17 protein-coding genes are annotated in these 13,792 nt (G+C 67.6%); 3 read left to right on the top strand and 14 right to left on the bottom strand.

Going from position 1 to position 13,792, the window contains the following annotated elements; genetic code table 11:
- Nucleotides 1-154 precede the first annotated feature (154 nt).
- Both AC1DO7_RS06860 and AC1DO7_RS06855 read right to left on the bottom strand, forming a co-directional pair.
- Nucleotides 155-634, bottom strand: coding sequence for a PaaI family thioesterase (locus AC1DO7_RS06860; protein ID WP_441650321.1), 480 nt, complete (start codon nt 632-634; stop codon nt 155-157).
- Nucleotides 635-750: 116 nt separating this feature from the next.
- Nucleotides 751-1,188: a MerR family transcriptional regulator gene (locus AC1DO7_RS06855; RefSeq protein ID WP_441621205.1), complete on the bottom strand. Its 438-nt coding sequence runs from the start codon at nt 1,186-1,188 to the stop codon at nt 751-753.
- Between the two features lie 215 nt (nt 1,189-1,403).
- On the opposite strand from AC1DO7_RS06855, the gene AC1DO7_RS06850 reads away from it, so the two are divergent.
- Nucleotides 1,404-2,477, top strand: coding sequence for an MBL fold metallo-hydrolase (locus AC1DO7_RS06850; protein ID WP_477115918.1), 1,074 nt, complete (start codon nt 1,404-1,406; stop codon nt 2,475-2,477).
- 33 nt (nt 2,478-2,510) lie between these two features.
- On the opposite strand, the gene AC1DO7_RS06845 is transcribed toward AC1DO7_RS06850, so the two are convergent.
- The 5 genes from AC1DO7_RS06845 to argS form a co-directional block, all read right to left on the bottom strand.
- Nucleotides 2,511-3,347: a helical backbone metal receptor gene (locus AC1DO7_RS06845; RefSeq protein ID WP_477115921.1), complete on the bottom strand. Its 837-nt coding sequence runs from the start codon at nt 3,345-3,347 to the stop codon at nt 2,511-2,513.
- 8 nt (nt 3,348-3,355) lie between these two features.
- A complete protein-coding gene (locus AC1DO7_RS06840) occupies nt 3,356-4,156 on the bottom strand; it encodes an SDR family oxidoreductase (protein WP_441650323.1) in 801 nt (266 codons plus the stop codon).
- A gap of 155 nt (nt 4,157-4,311) precedes the next feature.
- Nucleotides 4,312-4,950, bottom strand: coding sequence for a thiol:disulfide interchange protein DsbA/DsbL (locus AC1DO7_RS06835; protein WP_441621211.1), 639 nt, complete (start codon nt 4,948-4,950; stop codon nt 4,312-4,314).
- Between the two features lie 79 nt (nt 4,951-5,029).
- Nucleotides 5,030-5,800, bottom strand: coding sequence for an SPOR domain-containing protein (locus AC1DO7_RS06830; RefSeq protein ID WP_441650324.1), 771 nt, complete (start codon nt 5,798-5,800; stop codon nt 5,030-5,032).
- A 124-nt stretch (nt 5,801-5,924) separates the two neighbouring features.
- Complete coding sequence (argS, locus tag AC1DO7_RS06825) at nt 5,925-7,718, bottom strand: arginine--tRNA ligase (RefSeq protein WP_441621215.1); 1,794 nt, start codon at nt 7,716-7,718, stop codon at nt 5,925-5,927.
- 214 nt (nt 7,719-7,932) lie between these two features.
- On the opposite strand from argS, the gene AC1DO7_RS06820 reads away from it, so the two are divergent.
- Nucleotides 7,933-8,253 (top strand): DUF1840 domain-containing protein, encoded by a 321-nt coding sequence (locus AC1DO7_RS06820; protein WP_441621217.1) that lies wholly within the window; start codon nt 7,933-7,935, stop codon nt 8,251-8,253.
- Between the two features lie 272 nt (nt 8,254-8,525).
- Here AC1DO7_RS06820 and AC1DO7_RS06815 read toward each other — a convergent pair whose 3' ends face one another.
- The 4 genes from AC1DO7_RS06815 to AC1DO7_RS06800 all read right to left on the bottom strand — a co-directional run bounded on the left by AC1DO7_RS06815 (nt 8,526) and on the right by AC1DO7_RS06800 (nt 10,232).
- Complete coding sequence (locus tag AC1DO7_RS06815) at nt 8,526-9,122, bottom strand: ferritin-like domain-containing protein (protein ID WP_441621219.1); 597 nt, start codon at nt 9,120-9,122, stop codon at nt 8,526-8,528.
- Between the two features lie 159 nt (nt 9,123-9,281).
- Nucleotides 9,282-9,719: a glycine zipper domain-containing protein gene (locus tag AC1DO7_RS06810; protein ID WP_441621221.1), complete on the bottom strand. Its 438-nt coding sequence runs from the start codon at nt 9,717-9,719 to the stop codon at nt 9,282-9,284.
- Nucleotides 9,720-9,811: 92 nt separating this feature from the next.
- Complete coding sequence (locus AC1DO7_RS06805; protein ID WP_020206329.1) at nt 9,812-9,973, bottom strand: DUF1328 domain-containing protein; 162 nt, start codon at nt 9,971-9,973, stop codon at nt 9,812-9,814.
- A gap of 85 nt (nt 9,974-10,058) precedes the next feature.
- Nucleotides 10,059-10,232, bottom strand: a complete 174-nt coding sequence (locus AC1DO7_RS06800) for a DUF1328 family protein (protein WP_441621223.1) — start codon at nt 10,230-10,232, stop codon at nt 10,059-10,061.
- 312 nt (nt 10,233-10,544) lie between these two features.
- Here AC1DO7_RS06800 and AC1DO7_RS06795 point away from each other — a divergent pair, with 312 nt between their 5' ends.
- Nucleotides 10,545-12,014, top strand: a complete 1,470-nt coding sequence (locus tag AC1DO7_RS06795) for a CHASE3 domain-containing protein (RefSeq protein ID WP_441621225.1) — start codon at nt 10,545-10,547, stop codon at nt 12,012-12,014.
- A gap of 167 nt (nt 12,015-12,181) precedes the next feature.
- Here the strand turns inward: AC1DO7_RS06795 and AC1DO7_RS06790 are convergent, their stop codons facing one another.
- The 3 genes from AC1DO7_RS06790 to AC1DO7_RS06780 form a co-directional block, all read right to left on the bottom strand.
- A complete protein-coding gene (locus AC1DO7_RS06790; protein ID WP_441621227.1) occupies nt 12,182-12,325 on the bottom strand; it encodes an entericidin A/B family lipoprotein in 144 nt (47 codons plus the stop codon).
- A gap of 116 nt (nt 12,326-12,441) precedes the next feature.
- The gene (locus tag AC1DO7_RS06785) at nt 12,442-12,849 is read right to left on the bottom strand and encodes a response regulator (protein WP_441643557.1); all 408 of its coding nucleotides are present in this window, start codon (nt 12,847-12,849) and stop codon (nt 12,442-12,444) included.
- Nucleotides 12,850-12,961: 112 nt separating this feature from the next.
- Nucleotides 12,962-13,594 carry a response regulator gene (locus tag AC1DO7_RS06780; protein WP_441621231.1) on the bottom strand — a complete coding sequence of 211 codons (633 nt, stop codon included), beginning with the start codon at nt 13,592-13,594 and terminating at the stop codon, nt 12,962-12,964.
- Nucleotides 13,595-13,792 lie beyond the last annotated feature (198 nt).

Genomic DNA, 13,792 nt, shown 5'->3' with positions numbered 1-13,792 from the left:
TCTCGGCGGCGCGCGGGGCCAGTTCGGCCTGCGCCCAGTTGCGCACGCTCGCGCGCAGCATGTCGATGTCTTCGCCGAGGCGGAAATTCAGGCCGGGCAACTCAGTCATGGCGGTCTCCTTGTCGTTATCCGTGCGATCCGTTGTGTCTTGATCTCATACGTGGCCGAGCGTGCGAACGACGCACAGCGTCATCAGCATGGTGGCCACCTGCTTGCGCACGCCGCCCTTCTCGCAGAAGACTTCGCCCTGCGCCACGATCAGGGTGCGGCCCGGCTTGAGCACGCGGCCCACGGCGATCAGGCGCTCGCCCTGCGCGGGCGACAGCAGGTTGATCTTGTACTCGGCGGTGAGGCCGGCCTCGCCGTCGGCCACCATCGACAAGGCCGCGTAGCCGCAGGCACTGTCGGCCAGCGCGCCCACCGCACCGCCATGGAAAAAGCCATGCTGCTGGGTCACGCCCTCGGACCACGGCATGGCGATCTCCACCTCGCCGCGCTCGACCCGCGTCAGCGCCGCGCCGAACGCGGTCATCAGGCCCTGGCGCGAGAAGCTGGTGGCGATGGCGTCCATGCGGGCGGCGCCGAGCGTTGTTTCCGAAGCGTGATCGATGGTGGGGTCGGAGGCTGCGGGCATGGATTCTCCTCTGTTTTGCCGGGGCATTGCCGGTGCCGGGCGGGTTGCGAAGCTATTTTATTTACGTTTACGTAAACGTCAACTAAATCCGGCGGCAGCGCCGCGAAAACAGCGCATCAGGCACTTTTCACACCGATTGCTGCGTCGTCCGCACCGGACTGGGCGGCGAGCAAGGCGCGGCATTGCTGCTCGTGCTGGTCGATCTCGGCCAGCTGGGCCTGCAGGTCTTCGAGCTGGCGCTCCAGCGTGCCGCGGTGCAGGGCCAGGGAATGCAGGAAGCGCTCGAGCTGCGGCGCGGTGTCGCGCGGCGATTCGTACAGATCGAGGATCTCCCGGATCTCGTTGAGCGTCAGGCCGAGGCGCTTGCCGCGCAGCGTGAGCTTGAGGCGGGTGCGCTCGCGGCCGTTGTAGACACGCTTGCGCCCGCCCGGCCCTTCGCGCTCGGGCGAGAGCAGCCCCTGGTCCTCGTAGAAGCGGATGGCGCGGGGCGTCACATCGAACTCGCGGGCAAGATCGGTGATGGTGTAGGTCGGCGTGGCTGGCGAAGCTGGCATGGGGGCCCGGTAAAAAGTGAACGATCGTTCGGTGCAGAATGAAGTTTTCGCTTAAGATGGCAGAAGCCCGTTTTGGTTGACGTTAACGTTAGCGTCAATCAAATCGGCTGGCAACCATGCCGTGCGGCCGACCTCCGCGGCTGCCGGCACGACGACAAGAAAGCCCGCCTGCGCGCCGCGCCGCGCGCACAGGGCTTCGGACCAGAGAGACTCCCATGAACGCACTCGAACACCAGCTCCAATACCCGTTTGGCGAAGCCATGCCCACTGCCGGCTCCCGCATGGAAGTCGCGCCCGGCGTGTTCTGGCTGCGCATGCCGCTGCCTTTTGCCCTGGACCATATCAACCTGTGGCTSSTGCGCGACCGGCTCGACGGCCGCGAGGGCTGGACGGTGATCGACTGCGGCATCACCAACGACACCATCAAGGCGCACTGGGAAACCATATTCGCCAACGAACTCGAGGGCCTGCCCGTGCTGCGCGTGCTGGCGACGCACTGCCACCCGGACCACATCGGCCTGGCCCACTGGCTGTGCAAGCGCTGGGACGTGCGGCTGTGGATGAGCCTGGGCGACTACATGAACGCGCGCGTGATGGGCAGCGGCACCGGCGCCGGCTCCAACGCCGGCGGCGACTTCGCCGCCAGCCATTTCGCCCGCCACGGCCTGACCGACCCCGACAGCCTGGAGAAGCTGCGCGCGCGCAAGAGCTACTACCCGTCGCTGGTGCCGGACCTGCCCACCCAGTACCGCCGCCTGATGGAAGGCGACACCGTGCATATCGGCACCGACGCGGCGCGCTCCGGCTGGCGCGTGATCACCGGCTTCGGGCACGCGCCCGAACACGTGGCGCTCTACAACGCCGCCAGCAACGTGCTGATTTCCGGCGACATCGTGCTGCCGCGCATTTCCACCAATGTCAGCGTGTTCGACATGGAACCGGAAGCCAACCCGCTCAAGCTGTATCTGGATTCGCTCGGCAAGTACGAGCCGCTGCCCGAAGACGTGCTGATCCTGCCTTCGCACGGCAAGCCGTTCCGCAACCTGCACACCCGTATCCGGCAACTGCGCGAGCACCACGTGGACCGCCTGGCCGAAACGCGCGCGGCGTGCGCGCAGAAGGCATGCAACGCGCATGACATCGTCGGCGTGATCTTCAACCGGCAGTTCGATATCCACCAGATGACCTTCGCCATGGGCGAGGCGCTGGCGCACCTGCACCTGCTGTGGCATGCCGGGGAGGTGCGCAGGGAAACCGGCGACGACGGCGTGGTGCGCTTCAGGGCCTGACGCCATGCCGCCGGGCCCGGCCGGGCGGGCGCGCTAGCGCTGCCCGGCCAGCTCCGTCAGATAGCGCACGCCGTCCACGGCCCGGCTGCCGTACCAGGACACCAYCTCGCCATCCACCAGCAGGACCTCCTTGCCGAGCTGGCGCTCCAGCGCATCGACATGCGCCTCGGTGAAGCGATAGGGCTCGGTGGACAACAGCACCAGGTCGGTCTCGCGCACCAGCGCGTCGCTCCAGCGGAAGCTCGGATAGCGCGTCCCGGGCGCATTGGGCCGGCTGCAGTCGCCATCCACGCAGGCTTCCGGCAGCGTGTCGGCCGCAGGCCAGGTCTGCCAGTTGACCAGCGCCAGCATCCTGCTGATATAGGTATCGCGCGACACCGTCATCCAGGGGTCCTGCCAGATCGCGTAGAGCACCCGGCGCGCGGGCCATTGCCTGGCCTGCACCTGCGCCAGCACCGACCGCAGCGCGCCGCACAGTGCTTCGGCTTCGGCGGCGCGGCCGAAGATGCCGCCCAGCAGCCGGTACAGCGCGAGGTTGTCCTCGGGCGCGCACGGGTGGGTGACGATCACGCCGGGCACGAAGGCGCGGATCTCGTCGACCGTCTCGCGGCGGTTCTCGTCGATATTGACGATGACGTGGGTGGGCGCCAGCGCACGCAGGCGCTCGAGCCTGACGTCCTTGGTGCCGCCCACCTTGGCGACGGCGCGCACGGCCGGCTCCGGGTGGATGCAGAAGCCGGTGCGCGCCACCATCTGCGGCCCGAGCCCGAGCGCGAACAGCAGTTCGGTCACCGACGGCACCAGCGAGGCGATGCGGGCCTCGCCGCCGGCCGCGCCGTGCCATGCGCCGGCGGCGTCCTGCCAGGCGATGGCTGGGGTCACGGCTGGCGGCCCTGCCCGCGCGGCTTGCGCGGCGCGCGGGCGAACAGCGCGTCGTACAGCCAGCGCGGCATCAGGTGCAGGATGGAGGCGACCACGCCCATCTGCCACGGCACCACGGCGAAGCGCCGGCCCGCGGCGATGGCGCGCACGGCCTTGCGGGCGAAATCGTCGGCATCCATCAGGAAAGGCATGCGATAGGGATTGTGCTCGGTCATCGGCGTGCGGATGTAGCCGGGCGCAATGGTGACCACGCGGATACGCTCGCGGCGCTGTTCCAGGCGCAGGCTCTCCAGCAGCTTGATGACGGCGGACTTGGACGCGCTGTAGGCGCCGCCCCCGGGCAGGCCGCGCACGCCAGCCACGCTGGCGATGCCGACCAGCGTGCCGCGCCAGCCGCCGGCGCCGGGCTCGCGCGCGCGCATGGGCTGCATGAAGGGCTGGAAGGTGGTGAGCACGCCGAACCAGTTGGTGTCCATCACCATGCGGAAGGCTTCGAGATCCTCGCGCTCGCTGGCAACGGTACCCACCGATACGCCGGCGTTGGCGATCACCACGTCAGGGCAGCCGAAATGATCGAGGAAATCCTGCGCGGCCGCCCGCATGGAGGCGGCGTCGCGCACATCCGCGGCATAGACGCGCACCGCATTGGGATTGGGCAGGCTGGCGGCCAGCTCGCGCAGCGCGTCTTCGCGCCGGCCAACCAGCCCGAGGATGGCGCCTTGCGCGGCGTACTCGCGCGCCAGGGCCTGGCCGAGTCCGCTCGACGCGCCGGTGAGGAAGACTTTCAATGCTCGCATCGGGATGGGGAGGGGTCCAGGGAAAACCGCAACATCGTCATGCCGGCAGACCCGCCCCGACGCAGTCCGGACGCCGTTGCGCCAAGCCGGCGCCGGYGCTGCCGGTCGAACGCGCGGCGCGCCGGCCGCCTGGCCCGCGCGCGCCGCAACGGGTATTACAGTTTCTTGTCGCGCACCTGGCCGACCAGGAAGTCCATGGTCTGGATGGCGGCGGCCTTGGTGCCGGCGACGGACGGCGAGGTCACGTACTTGCCCTGCACGACCACGGTCGGCACGCCGTCGATCTTGTAGGCGTCGGCGATCTTGTTGGCGCGCTGCGTGTTGGTGGTCACCGAGAACGAGTTGTAGGCATCGAGGAAGGCCTTGCGGTCGATGCCGTTCTTGGCCATGAAGTCAGCGATCTCGTTCGGGTCGAGCATGCGCTTGCGGTCCACGTGGATGGCGCTGAAGACCTTGCCGTGCATGGCGTCGAGCTTGCCCATGGCTTCCAGCGCGTAGAAGATCTTGGTGTGCGGCAGCAGGTCGTCGCGGAAGGCGACCGGCACGCGCTTGAACACCACGTCCTTGCCCTGCTTGCTCACCCATGCCTCGAGCTCGGGTTCGAAGTCGAAGCAGTGCGGGCAGCCGTACCAGAAGAATTCGGTGACTTCGATCTTGCCCTGAGTGACGGGCTGCGGTGCCTTCAGGACCTGGTATTCCTTGCCCGCGGTGGGTGCGGCCGCCTGCGCGGGCGCGTTCATCAGGAAACCGGTCACGGCGACCAGCGTGGCGAACAAGGTGGCGAGTTTCTTCATATGACGCGACTTTCGAGGATGGGCGATGAGCGTATGACAGCGGCGGGGCGTTCCGGTTCAGCGGACGCCCCGGGTTGTATTACTGCTTGGTAAAGCGGATGACCGACGCTTCGAAACCCGACGATTGCAGGCGGTCGCGCGAACGGTTCATGTCTTCGATCTTGTTGAACGGCCCCAGGCGCACGCGATACAGCTTCACGCCGTTGACATCGCGCTCGGTGACCTTGGCTTCGAAGCCCTGCATGGCCAGGTTGGCCTTCTGGCGGTCGGCGTCRTCCTGCGAGCGGAAGGCACCCACCTGCAGCAGGTAGCCCACCTTGTTGGCATCGGCCTGCGCGATCTCGGCGATGGGATCGGCGACCGGCTTCTCGGCGGGTTTTTCCGCCGGTTTGTCGACGGGCTTCTGCGCAACCTTGTCGGCCGGCTTCTCGGCGGGCCTTTCAGCCGGCTTGTCGGCGGGCCGCTCGGCGGGCTTGTCGGCCGGACGGGTCGCGACCACGGGCGGCTGCGGGCGCTCGGCCGGCCTGGCCGTGGGCGCCGGCCCGGCGGGCTGCTCGGGTTCGGCGGCGGGGCCGACCGGCTTGGCCGGCGTCTTGCTCCACAGCGGCTTGTTGGGATCGCTCGGCGCGTCCTGCGCCGGCGTGGGCAGGCTGCTGACGACATTGCCGGGGTCGGCCGGCTTCTGTCCGTTCTTCTGCTGGAATGGCGCGGGGGAGCGGGTGATGTACAAGGCGACCACCACCGCGATCGCCAGGCCGATGATCAGGCCCAGCACCAGTCCCAGGAACGTACCTCCGCGCTGCGGCGCGCGGCTGGCATTGCGCGGGGCGCGCTTGCGTTGCTGTTGCATGAATTCCTCTAGCGTGATGGCGCGATTATAGAGCCTGCGCCGGTCCGCGCATCACTGTCTGTGGTCAGGGCGACACGCGTGGCCACGCCGGGCGGTGCCCGGCGCGGCCGCGGTCCGCGTGCGCTTACATGCGCTGCGGCGCGGAGACGCCGATCACCGCCAGACCGTTGCGCAGCACCTGGCGCGTGGCGGCCAGCAGCGCCAGGCGCGCCAGCTTGACCGGTTCGTCATCCACCAGCACGCGGTCAGCGTTATAGAAGGCATGGAAATCCCCGGCCAGGTCGCGCAGGTAGAAGGCGACCGCATGCGGCGCCAGCTCGGTTGCCGCCGCGGCCAGCATGTCAGGGAAGTCGGCCAGGCGCTGCCCCAGGGCGAGCGCCTGCGGGCTTGCGCCGGCGCCCGTCACCGGCGCCAGGTCGGTGCCGGCCAGCGTGGCGAGCTTCGCTTCCCAGTCCGCGCCGCCCCACGATTCGAAGATCGAGCAGATGCGGGCGTGCGCGTACTGCACGTAGTACACCGGGTTCTCGTCGTTTTGCTTGAGCGCGAGGTCGACATCGAACACGAACTCCGTATCCGCCTTGCGCGACAGCAGGAAAAAGCGCACCGCGTCGCGCCCGCGCGTGAAGTGCGACGGCCAGTCGGCCACGCCCGCGTCCAGGCAGCCGCGGATGGTCTCGCCGCCCTCGGCGCCGTTGCTCCACTCGATCAGGTCGCGCACGGTCACGTAGGAGCCGGCGCGCTTGGAGATCTTGACCTCCTCGCCGTTCTTCATCACGGTGACCATCTTGTGCAGCACATAGTCGGGGTAGCCCGCCGGAATGCCGATCTCCAGCCCCTGCAGGCCGGCGCGCACGCGCGCGATGGTGCCGTGGTGGTCGCTGCCCTGCACGTTGATGACCTTGGCGAAGCCGCGATCCCACTTGGTGGTGTGGTACGCCACGTCCGGCACGAAGTAGGTGTAGGTGCCGTCGCCCTTGCGCATGACGCGGTCCTTGTCGTCGCCGTCGTCGGTGGTGCGCAGCCACAGCGCGCCTTCGTTCTCGTAGGTCTTGCCCTTGGCGATCAGCGACTGCACGGCGGCTTCGACCTTGCCGTCGGTGTACAGCGACGATTCCAGGTAGTAGCGGTCGAACTTGACGCCGAAGGCGCGCAGGTCGATGTCCTGCTCGTTGCGCAGGTAGGCCACGGCGAACTTGCGGATCGAGTCGATATCCTCGGCGTTGCCCGATGCCGTCACCTCGTCGCCATCGGACGCGCGCACGCGCTTGCCGGCCAGGAAGTCGGCGGCGATGTCGGCGATGTAGTCGCCGTTGTAGGCCGCTTCGGGCCAGCCGGCGTCGCCCGGCTTGACGCCGCGCGCGCGCGCCTGCACCGAGACCGCCAGGGTCTGGATCTGCACGCCGGCGTCGTTGTAGTAGAACTCGCGGTGCACGTCGAAGCCCTGCCAGTCCAGCAGGTTGGCCAGGGCGTCGCCCAGCGCCGCCTGCCGGCCGTGGCCCACGTGCAGCGGGCCGGTCGGGTTGGCCGAGACGAACTCCACCAGCACCTTGCCGTGCACGCCCTGCTCCTGGGCGCCGTAGCGGTTGCCCTGCTCCAGCACGGCGCGCAGCACGTCGGCCTTGGCCGCCGGTGTCAGGCGCAGGTTGATGAAGCCGGGGCCGGCGATCTCCATGCCGGCCACCAGGTCCGCGGTGCGCGCATCGGCCTTGACGGCATCGACGATCTGCTGGGCCAGCTCGCGCGGGTTGCGCTTGAGCGCGCGGGCAACCTGCATGGCCAGGTTGCAGGCAAGGTCGCCGTGGGCGGCGGACTTGGGGCGCTCGAAGGTCACGGCGGGCAGCGTGGCGTCGGCCGGAGCGAGGGCGCGCACGGCGTCAAGGAACGCAGCGGCGAGATTGGAGGTCTGAACAGGCAGCATGAATGTCGTGGCCCTGGGGCGGTTGTCCGGCGCCGGCGCGGCATGTGGATGCGGCGTCGCGTGGCAGGCAATGAATTGCAGAACGCGGAATTTTATCAGGTGCTATGCTGACATCATGCAGCGAGCCCGAAACCGGCCGTTGCGCGCCCCCGCCCGAATCCCGGACATGCCGCGCGATCTTGTCACTTCGCTGTAGTCAAGGAAAGGAAATATCATGCTGATCACCTTCAAATCCCATGCGGCGCAAGACCTGATCATGATGAGGGATCTGGCTGTCACGCTCCTCGGGATTATCGGCAAGCACCTGGGAGAGCGCGGGGTGATCACCGCCGAAGAAATGCCGCGCGCCATCCACAAGCTCGAAGCCGCCGTGACGGACGCCAAGCGGGTGCACCCGGCCGAATCGTCGGTAACGCCGGGCAAGCAGGACGAAGAGGAGGACGAGCCGCTGCACCTGGGCCAGCGCGCCTATCCTTTCCTCGATATGCTGCGCGCCTCCCAGCGCGAGAACACCGATGTACTCTGGGGCGTCTAGCGCGCCCCGCCCGCCGCGCAAAGCCCGCTGACGCGGGCTTTGTCGCATCTGGCCGCAGCCGACGCGGCCTGCCGCGGCCCAGGCCGGGACGCCGGAGCCCCGCGGGGATGCCCCGCACGTCGGCGGGCCAAAAAAAGAGCCCGGCGAGGATGCCGGGCCTGCCGGATCAGGGAGGGGATCCGCAAGGGGGAGAAATCAGCTTCGGTGCGGACAAGGAAGGCGCCGCCGCCACACGACGTGCTGCATGCGGCACTTTCATCCCGGCGCCGGGTTCAGCCCTTTTCCAGCATGTCCGACAGTTCGTCGGCATGCTCTTCCTCGACGGCGAGGATGTCTTCCAGCATCCGGCGCGTGGTCGGGTCGCGCTCGCCGATGTACTGCACCATTTCCAGGTAGCTCTCGATCGCGATCCGCTCGGCGACGAGGTTCTCCTTGATCATGTCTGTCAGCGACTTGCCTTCGACGTACTCGGAATGGCTGCGCGCCGACAGCGTGTCCGGCGCGAAATCGGGCGCGCCGCCAAGCTGCACGATGCGCGCGGCGATGCGATCCGCGTGGGCCTGCTCTTCATCGGAATGCACCTTGAATTCCGCGGCGACCGGCTCGGCGTGGATGCCCTTGGCCATGAAGTAGTGGCGGCGGTAGCGCAGCACGCAGACCAGCTCGGTGGCCAGCGCTTCGTTGAGCAGCTTGAGCACGGTGGCGCGGTCGGCGTCGTAGTTCTGCGTCACGGCGCCATCCTCGATGTGCTTGCGCGCGCGGTCGCGCAACGTCTTCACATCCGTCAGGAAGCCGCCGCTGGCGCCTTGCTCGTTGCGGGCCGGTGCCGCGCCCTTGCCGGCGGGTCTCTCGGTGACAGGGGTGTCCATGACTGTGATGCTCCTGTGGGAATGCGGCTGTGGGAAAGCGCGAAGGGGTCGAAGGGCTATTTGCGGCGGGCCTCTGCCTGGCGGCAACTTGCCGGCGCGCCCGCGGGCCCGAGRAAACAACGGCCGCCCCGCCAGGCGCAGGCGGCCGCGCGGGTAGCCTCAGTCGTTCCTGGCGCGGCCGTTGACCGCCAGCAGCAAGCCGACGAAGGCACCGACCGCCGCCGCGATGCCGACCGCCTTGAGCGGCGACTCCACTACGCGCTGCTGCACGCCTTCCACGGCGAAGTCGACCCGCTCGCGGGCGCGGCTGGCACCGTCGAGGGTGGCCTGGCGCAGATGCTCGGCCAGCGCGCGGGTACGATCCTGCAGCCGTCGTCCCGCCTGCACGGCTTCGGAAGACCCTTCGCGGCCAAGCACCTCCATGGTGTGCTCGAGCTGCGCGATCAGGGACCGCACCTCCTCGGCCACGGGACTGGCAGCATCGCGGGCGGCGCTGCGGGTGTCGCGCGCGGCGAGCCGCATCTGGCGCACCGTGTTCCCGGCGCTGTCGGCCAGGTGCGTGAATTCTTTCTTCACCTTCGGGTTGTGGGTCAGCATAGGTTTATCTCCATGTCTGTCTTCATTCACGGTTTCATCTCCGGTCCGGTCCGGCCCGCGGCCAGCCGGCCGCGGCACCGCCCGGTTCTCGGCTATCGCCTGACCAGGCTGATCACGAAGGTCACGAGGGCGACCACCAGGAAGATGAAGAACAGGATCTTGGCGATCTCCACCGCCCCCGCGGCAATGCCGCCGAAGCCGAACAGCGCGGCGATCAGGGCGATGACGAAAAATACGAGTGCGTAGTGCAACATGATGGCAACTCCCTAGATTGGCTTGCCTGTCGCGCCAGCGGGCGCAGCGCGCCGGCAGCAGCAGGACCCCGGCGATGGCGACCGGCTATTTCACCGCCTTGAACACGGTCGCGCCCAGGACAAGGAACAGCACGAACAGCACCAGGAAAATAAAGAACAGGACCTTGGCGATGCCGGCCGCGCCAGCGGCAATACCGGTAAAGCCGAGCAGGCCGGCAATCAGGGAAACCACGGCAAAAATCAGCGCCCATTTGAGCATCGACGTTCTCCTCTCGTTTCGCTGGCTGACTTGCGCAGGGGGCGCAAGCTCGTGACTAGCTGATGGCTCAATGGTAGAAACCGGGTCACGGGGCAGGCACCGCTGGCCCACCGATTCAGATGTCAGTGGATTCCTACAGCACCCGCGCGGGCCCGGGCTGGCGGGCGCCGCCGGCCGTGCCGCAGGTTGACCGGGGGCCGCCGATGTGCTTCCATCGTCGCAGACAGGGTGCGCGACAACCGGCCCCATCGCATGGCGCCGCGACGTGGCCGGYGAGCGGTGTCGGACCGCGCCCCACATCGGGAACTGACAATGCTCAAGCAATCCATGTTGCGCTCCACGCTGCTGCTGGCGGGCGGCATCTTGCTGACGGTGGTGGTGCTGATGGCATCCGAGGCAGGCAACATCCGCCTGCGCCAGGGTTATACGCAAGTGATCCAGTCGCAGCAGGTACAGGGCCAGATCACTTCGCTGATCGGCGAGCTGGTCAATGCCGAGGCCGGCCAGCGCGGCTTCCTGCTGACCGGCAAGGAAAGCTACCTGCAGCCGTACTACCAGGCCTTGCCGCATATCAATGCGCTGATGGCCGCGCTGCGCAGCCGCTATGCCGACGACCCGGAAGCGCTCAAGCTGTTCACCGCGGCATCCATCGCGGTCAACCGCAAGCTCACGGAAATGGACCTGACGCTGATCTATGGCAAGCGCGACGTGGAAGTGGCGCTCGACCTGGTGCGCACGGACTTCGGCAAGCAGACCATGGACAACGCCCGGCGCGGGCTCGAATCCCTGCTCGCACGCGAATCCGGCTCCGTGTCGCGCAGCCTGGAGTATGCCGACCGCGACCTGGCGCTGTCGCGCTACGGCATCGGCCTGCTGACCGCGATCAATATCGTGCTGCTGATCGTGGTCGGGCTGCAGCATTCGCGCCGCATGGCGGTGTCGGAAGCCGCGCGCAGCGAGCTCGAAGAAGAAAGCGCCCGGCTGGACCGCATGGTGCGCGCACGCACGCGCCAGCTGTCCGCACTCGCCTCCCACCTGCAGCGCGTCACCGAGGATGAGAAGACGCGCCTGGCGCGCGAGCTGCACGACGAACTCGGCGCCATCCTGACGGCCACCAAGCTCGACATGCACTGGGTGCGCCGCCGCGTGGAAGACTCGCATCCCGACGTGAAGGAAAAGCTCACGCGCATCATGCTGCATGTGGACCAGGGCATCCAGATCAAGCGGCGCCTGATCGAGGACCTGCGGCCCACGGTGCTGCTCAACCTGGGCCTGAAGGAAGCCATCGGCCAGCTCGCCGAGGAGGTGGCGGCGCGCAACCAGTGGGAGGCCGACGTACGACTCGGCGAGACGGTACCGCCGCTGCGCGACGACGCCGCCATCGCGCTCTACCGCATCGTGCAGGAATCGCTGACCAATGCCAGCAAGTACGCCGAAGCCCGGCTCGTGACCATCACGCTGGACAATATGGACGGCGTGCTGACGCTGCAGGTGAGCGATGACGGCCGCGGCCTGCCGCCCGATTTCGAAACACGCCGCGCGGTGGGACATCATGGCCTGCTGGGCATGGAGCAGCGCGTGATTGCGCTCGGCGGCACGATCGACATTGCATCCGAACCCGGCGCCGGCGTGACCATCCGCGTGGAGGTGCCGCTGACCGACGCCATCGTGGCGCCCGAGCGCCATGACGATGAGGCATCCGGCGACGCCCCCGCGCAAGTGCCGCCCCCCGCGGGCGAGGTCGCGCCGCCGCCCGCCGGGACGCCGAGCGGGCAAGGCTAGGCCCGCGCGACCGGGCCAGGCGACAGCGCAGGCACGAACGGAAACGGCGGACGTGCTTGCGTCCGCCGTTTCCGTTTACTCGTCCGCGGCAAAAATGCTGCGGTGAAAAGGCCACGGAAGCCGCGCGGGAGACGCCCTGGCGCCCGCCGCGACGGCACCGGCATGGCTTACATCTTCTGCTTTGTATCCTGGGCGGCACCCTGCATTTTTTCGCCGCCGCGTTCGATATCCTTGCCTGCGCCCGATACTGTGTTGCAGCCTGTCACCAGGACGACACCCGCCAGGCAAAACAGCGCCATTAGCTTTCTCATGTTTCTCTCCTTGCTCTAGGTTGACGCGGACTCGCCGCGGGAGGAACTGCTGGTAAAACGGTACGGCCGCCCGGGGCGGCCGGCCCCGCAAGCGATGACCGGAAGCCATGACAAGCTCAAGCGCCCGCTTGCGCGTACTCCTCGATCACGCGAAACACCTGCTCCAGCTCGAGTGACTTGTCGAAAAAATAGTCCGCCCCGGCCTCGGCGCACTGGCGCCGGTAGGTCGGCACCTGCGCATGGTTGGTGTACACGATGCGGATGCCCGAGGGCTCGGACTTCCGCATGCCGCGCAGCACATTGATGCCATTGCCTTGCCTGAGTTGCAGGTCGACGATGACGACCTCGTACCTGCCCGCCTCATAGAGGCGCAGTGCCGAGCTTTCGGTGTCCGCCCAATCCACGACCTCGACAAACGGAAACGCGTTCAGGTACTCGAGCAACATACCCCGCAGGACCGCCGAGTCCTCTATGAGCAGGACCCGCAGCGCACGATACGAGGGGGCCGCAGCTTGATCCAACATGATTCAATGGTAGCAACCGAATATAGAAACAGACTATCGGGGTCCGTCCTACAGGCGTGTCGGGCAATCGGCGTTTTCTCGCCGCGCTGGCCTCCCCGGCGCCTTGACCAAGTTACTCCACCAACCCGTTCTTGATCGCGTAGTAGGTCAGGTCCGCGTTGGTCTTCATGCCCATTTTTTCCAGGATGCGCGAACGGTACGTGCTGACCGTCTTGACGCTGAGGAACAGTTCATCGGCGATCACCGACACCGACTGCCCGCGCGAGAGCTTGCAGAAGATCTGGAATTCCCGCTTGGACAAGGTCTGGTGCAAGGGCTGGTCGGTGGGCTTCTCCAGCCCGCCGATCAGCAGGTCCGCGACCGTCGCGCTGACATAGCGGCGGCCCTGGGCCACGGTGCGAATCGCCTTGACCAGGTCGTCGGGCGCGCTCTCCTTGGTCAGGTAGCCGGAGGCGCCCGCGCGGATCAGGTTGATGGCGTACTGCTCTTCGGGGTACGTGGACAGGATCAGCACCGGCAGGGCGGGATGGCGCTGGCGCAGCATCTTGAGCACGTCGATGCCGTTGCGGTCGGGCATCGAGATATCGAGCACGATCACGTCGAATTCGCGCTCGCGCAGCCGGGTCATCACTTCATCGCCGCTGGCAGCCTCCCCTTCCACCCGGATATCGGGTTCATCGGAAATGAACTGGCGCAGACCGGCGCGCACGATCTGGTGATCGTCGGCGATCAGAACGCGAATCATGGTATCTCCCTGGGCTTGGATGCGCCGCTCTCCGGGAGGGCGGGCTGGCCCACTGGGCCAGTGGACAAAAACATTGTAGTGGTTACAAAGCCGCGAGACTGTCGGTGTAAGACTGACATGGCGCGGCTCTGGGGCAAAAGAAAAAAGGGACGGGGTGAAACCCGTCCCTTCGTCGCGTCGCCCCGTGGGCAGGTCCGC

It is taken from the genome of Cupriavidus sp. 05N40, assembly GCF_056397305.1.
Note: the sequence above shows the minus strand (reverse complement) of the source record. Positions and strands in the feature narration are given on the sequence as shown.

What these genes read in the sequence shown, in the direction of transcription:
- AC1DO7_RS06860 (WP_441650321.1), bottom strand. Translation starts at nt 634, where the DNA reads ATGCCCGCAGCCTCCGACCCCACCATCGATCACGCTTCGGAAACAACG.
- AC1DO7_RS06855 (WP_441621205.1), bottom strand. Translation starts at nt 1,188, where the DNA reads ATGCCAGCTTCGCCAGCCACGCCGACCTACACCATCACCGATCTTGCC.
- AC1DO7_RS06840 (WP_441650323.1), bottom strand. Translation starts at nt 4,156, where the DNA reads ATGCGAGCATTGAAAGTCTTCCTCACCGGCGCGTCGAGCGGACTCGGC.
- AC1DO7_RS06835 (WP_441621211.1), bottom strand. Translation starts at nt 4,950, where the DNA reads ATGAAGAAACTCGCCACCTTGTTCGCCACGCTGGTCGCCGTGACCGGT.
- argS (WP_441621215.1), bottom strand. Translation starts at nt 7,718, where the DNA reads ATGCTGCCTGTTCAGACCTCCAATCTCGCCGCTGCGTTCCTTGACGCC.
- AC1DO7_RS06820 (WP_441621217.1), top strand. Translation starts at nt 7,933, where the DNA reads ATGCTGATCACCTTCAAATCCCATGCGGCGCAAGACCTGATCATGATG.
- AC1DO7_RS06815 (WP_441621219.1), bottom strand. Translation starts at nt 9,122, where the DNA reads ATGGACACCCCTGTCACCGAGAGACCCGCCGGCAAGGGCGCGGCACCG.
- AC1DO7_RS06810 (WP_441621221.1), bottom strand. Translation starts at nt 9,719, where the DNA reads ATGCTGACCCACAACCCGAAGGTGAAGAAAGAATTCACGCACCTGGCC.
- AC1DO7_RS06805 (WP_020206329.1), bottom strand. Translation starts at nt 9,973, where the DNA reads ATGTTGCACTACGCACTCGTATTTTTCGTCATCGCCCTGATCGCCGCG.
- AC1DO7_RS06800 (WP_441621223.1), bottom strand. Translation starts at nt 10,232, where the DNA reads ATGCTCAAATGGGCGCTGATTTTTGCCGTGGTTTCCCTGATTGCCGGC.
- AC1DO7_RS06795 (WP_441621225.1), top strand. Translation starts at nt 10,545, where the DNA reads ATGCTCAAGCAATCCATGTTGCGCTCCACGCTGCTGCTGGCGGGCGGC.
- AC1DO7_RS06790 (WP_441621227.1), bottom strand. Translation starts at nt 12,325, where the DNA reads ATGAGAAAGCTAATGGCGCTGTTTTGCCTGGCGGGTGTCGTCCTGGTG.
- AC1DO7_RS06785 (WP_441643557.1), bottom strand. Translation starts at nt 12,849, where the DNA reads ATGTTGGATCAAGCTGCGGCCCCCTCGTATCGTGCGCTGCGGGTCCTG.
- AC1DO7_RS06780 (WP_441621231.1), bottom strand. Translation starts at nt 13,594, where the DNA reads ATGATTCGCGTTCTGATCGCCGACGATCACCAGATCGTGCGCGCCGGT.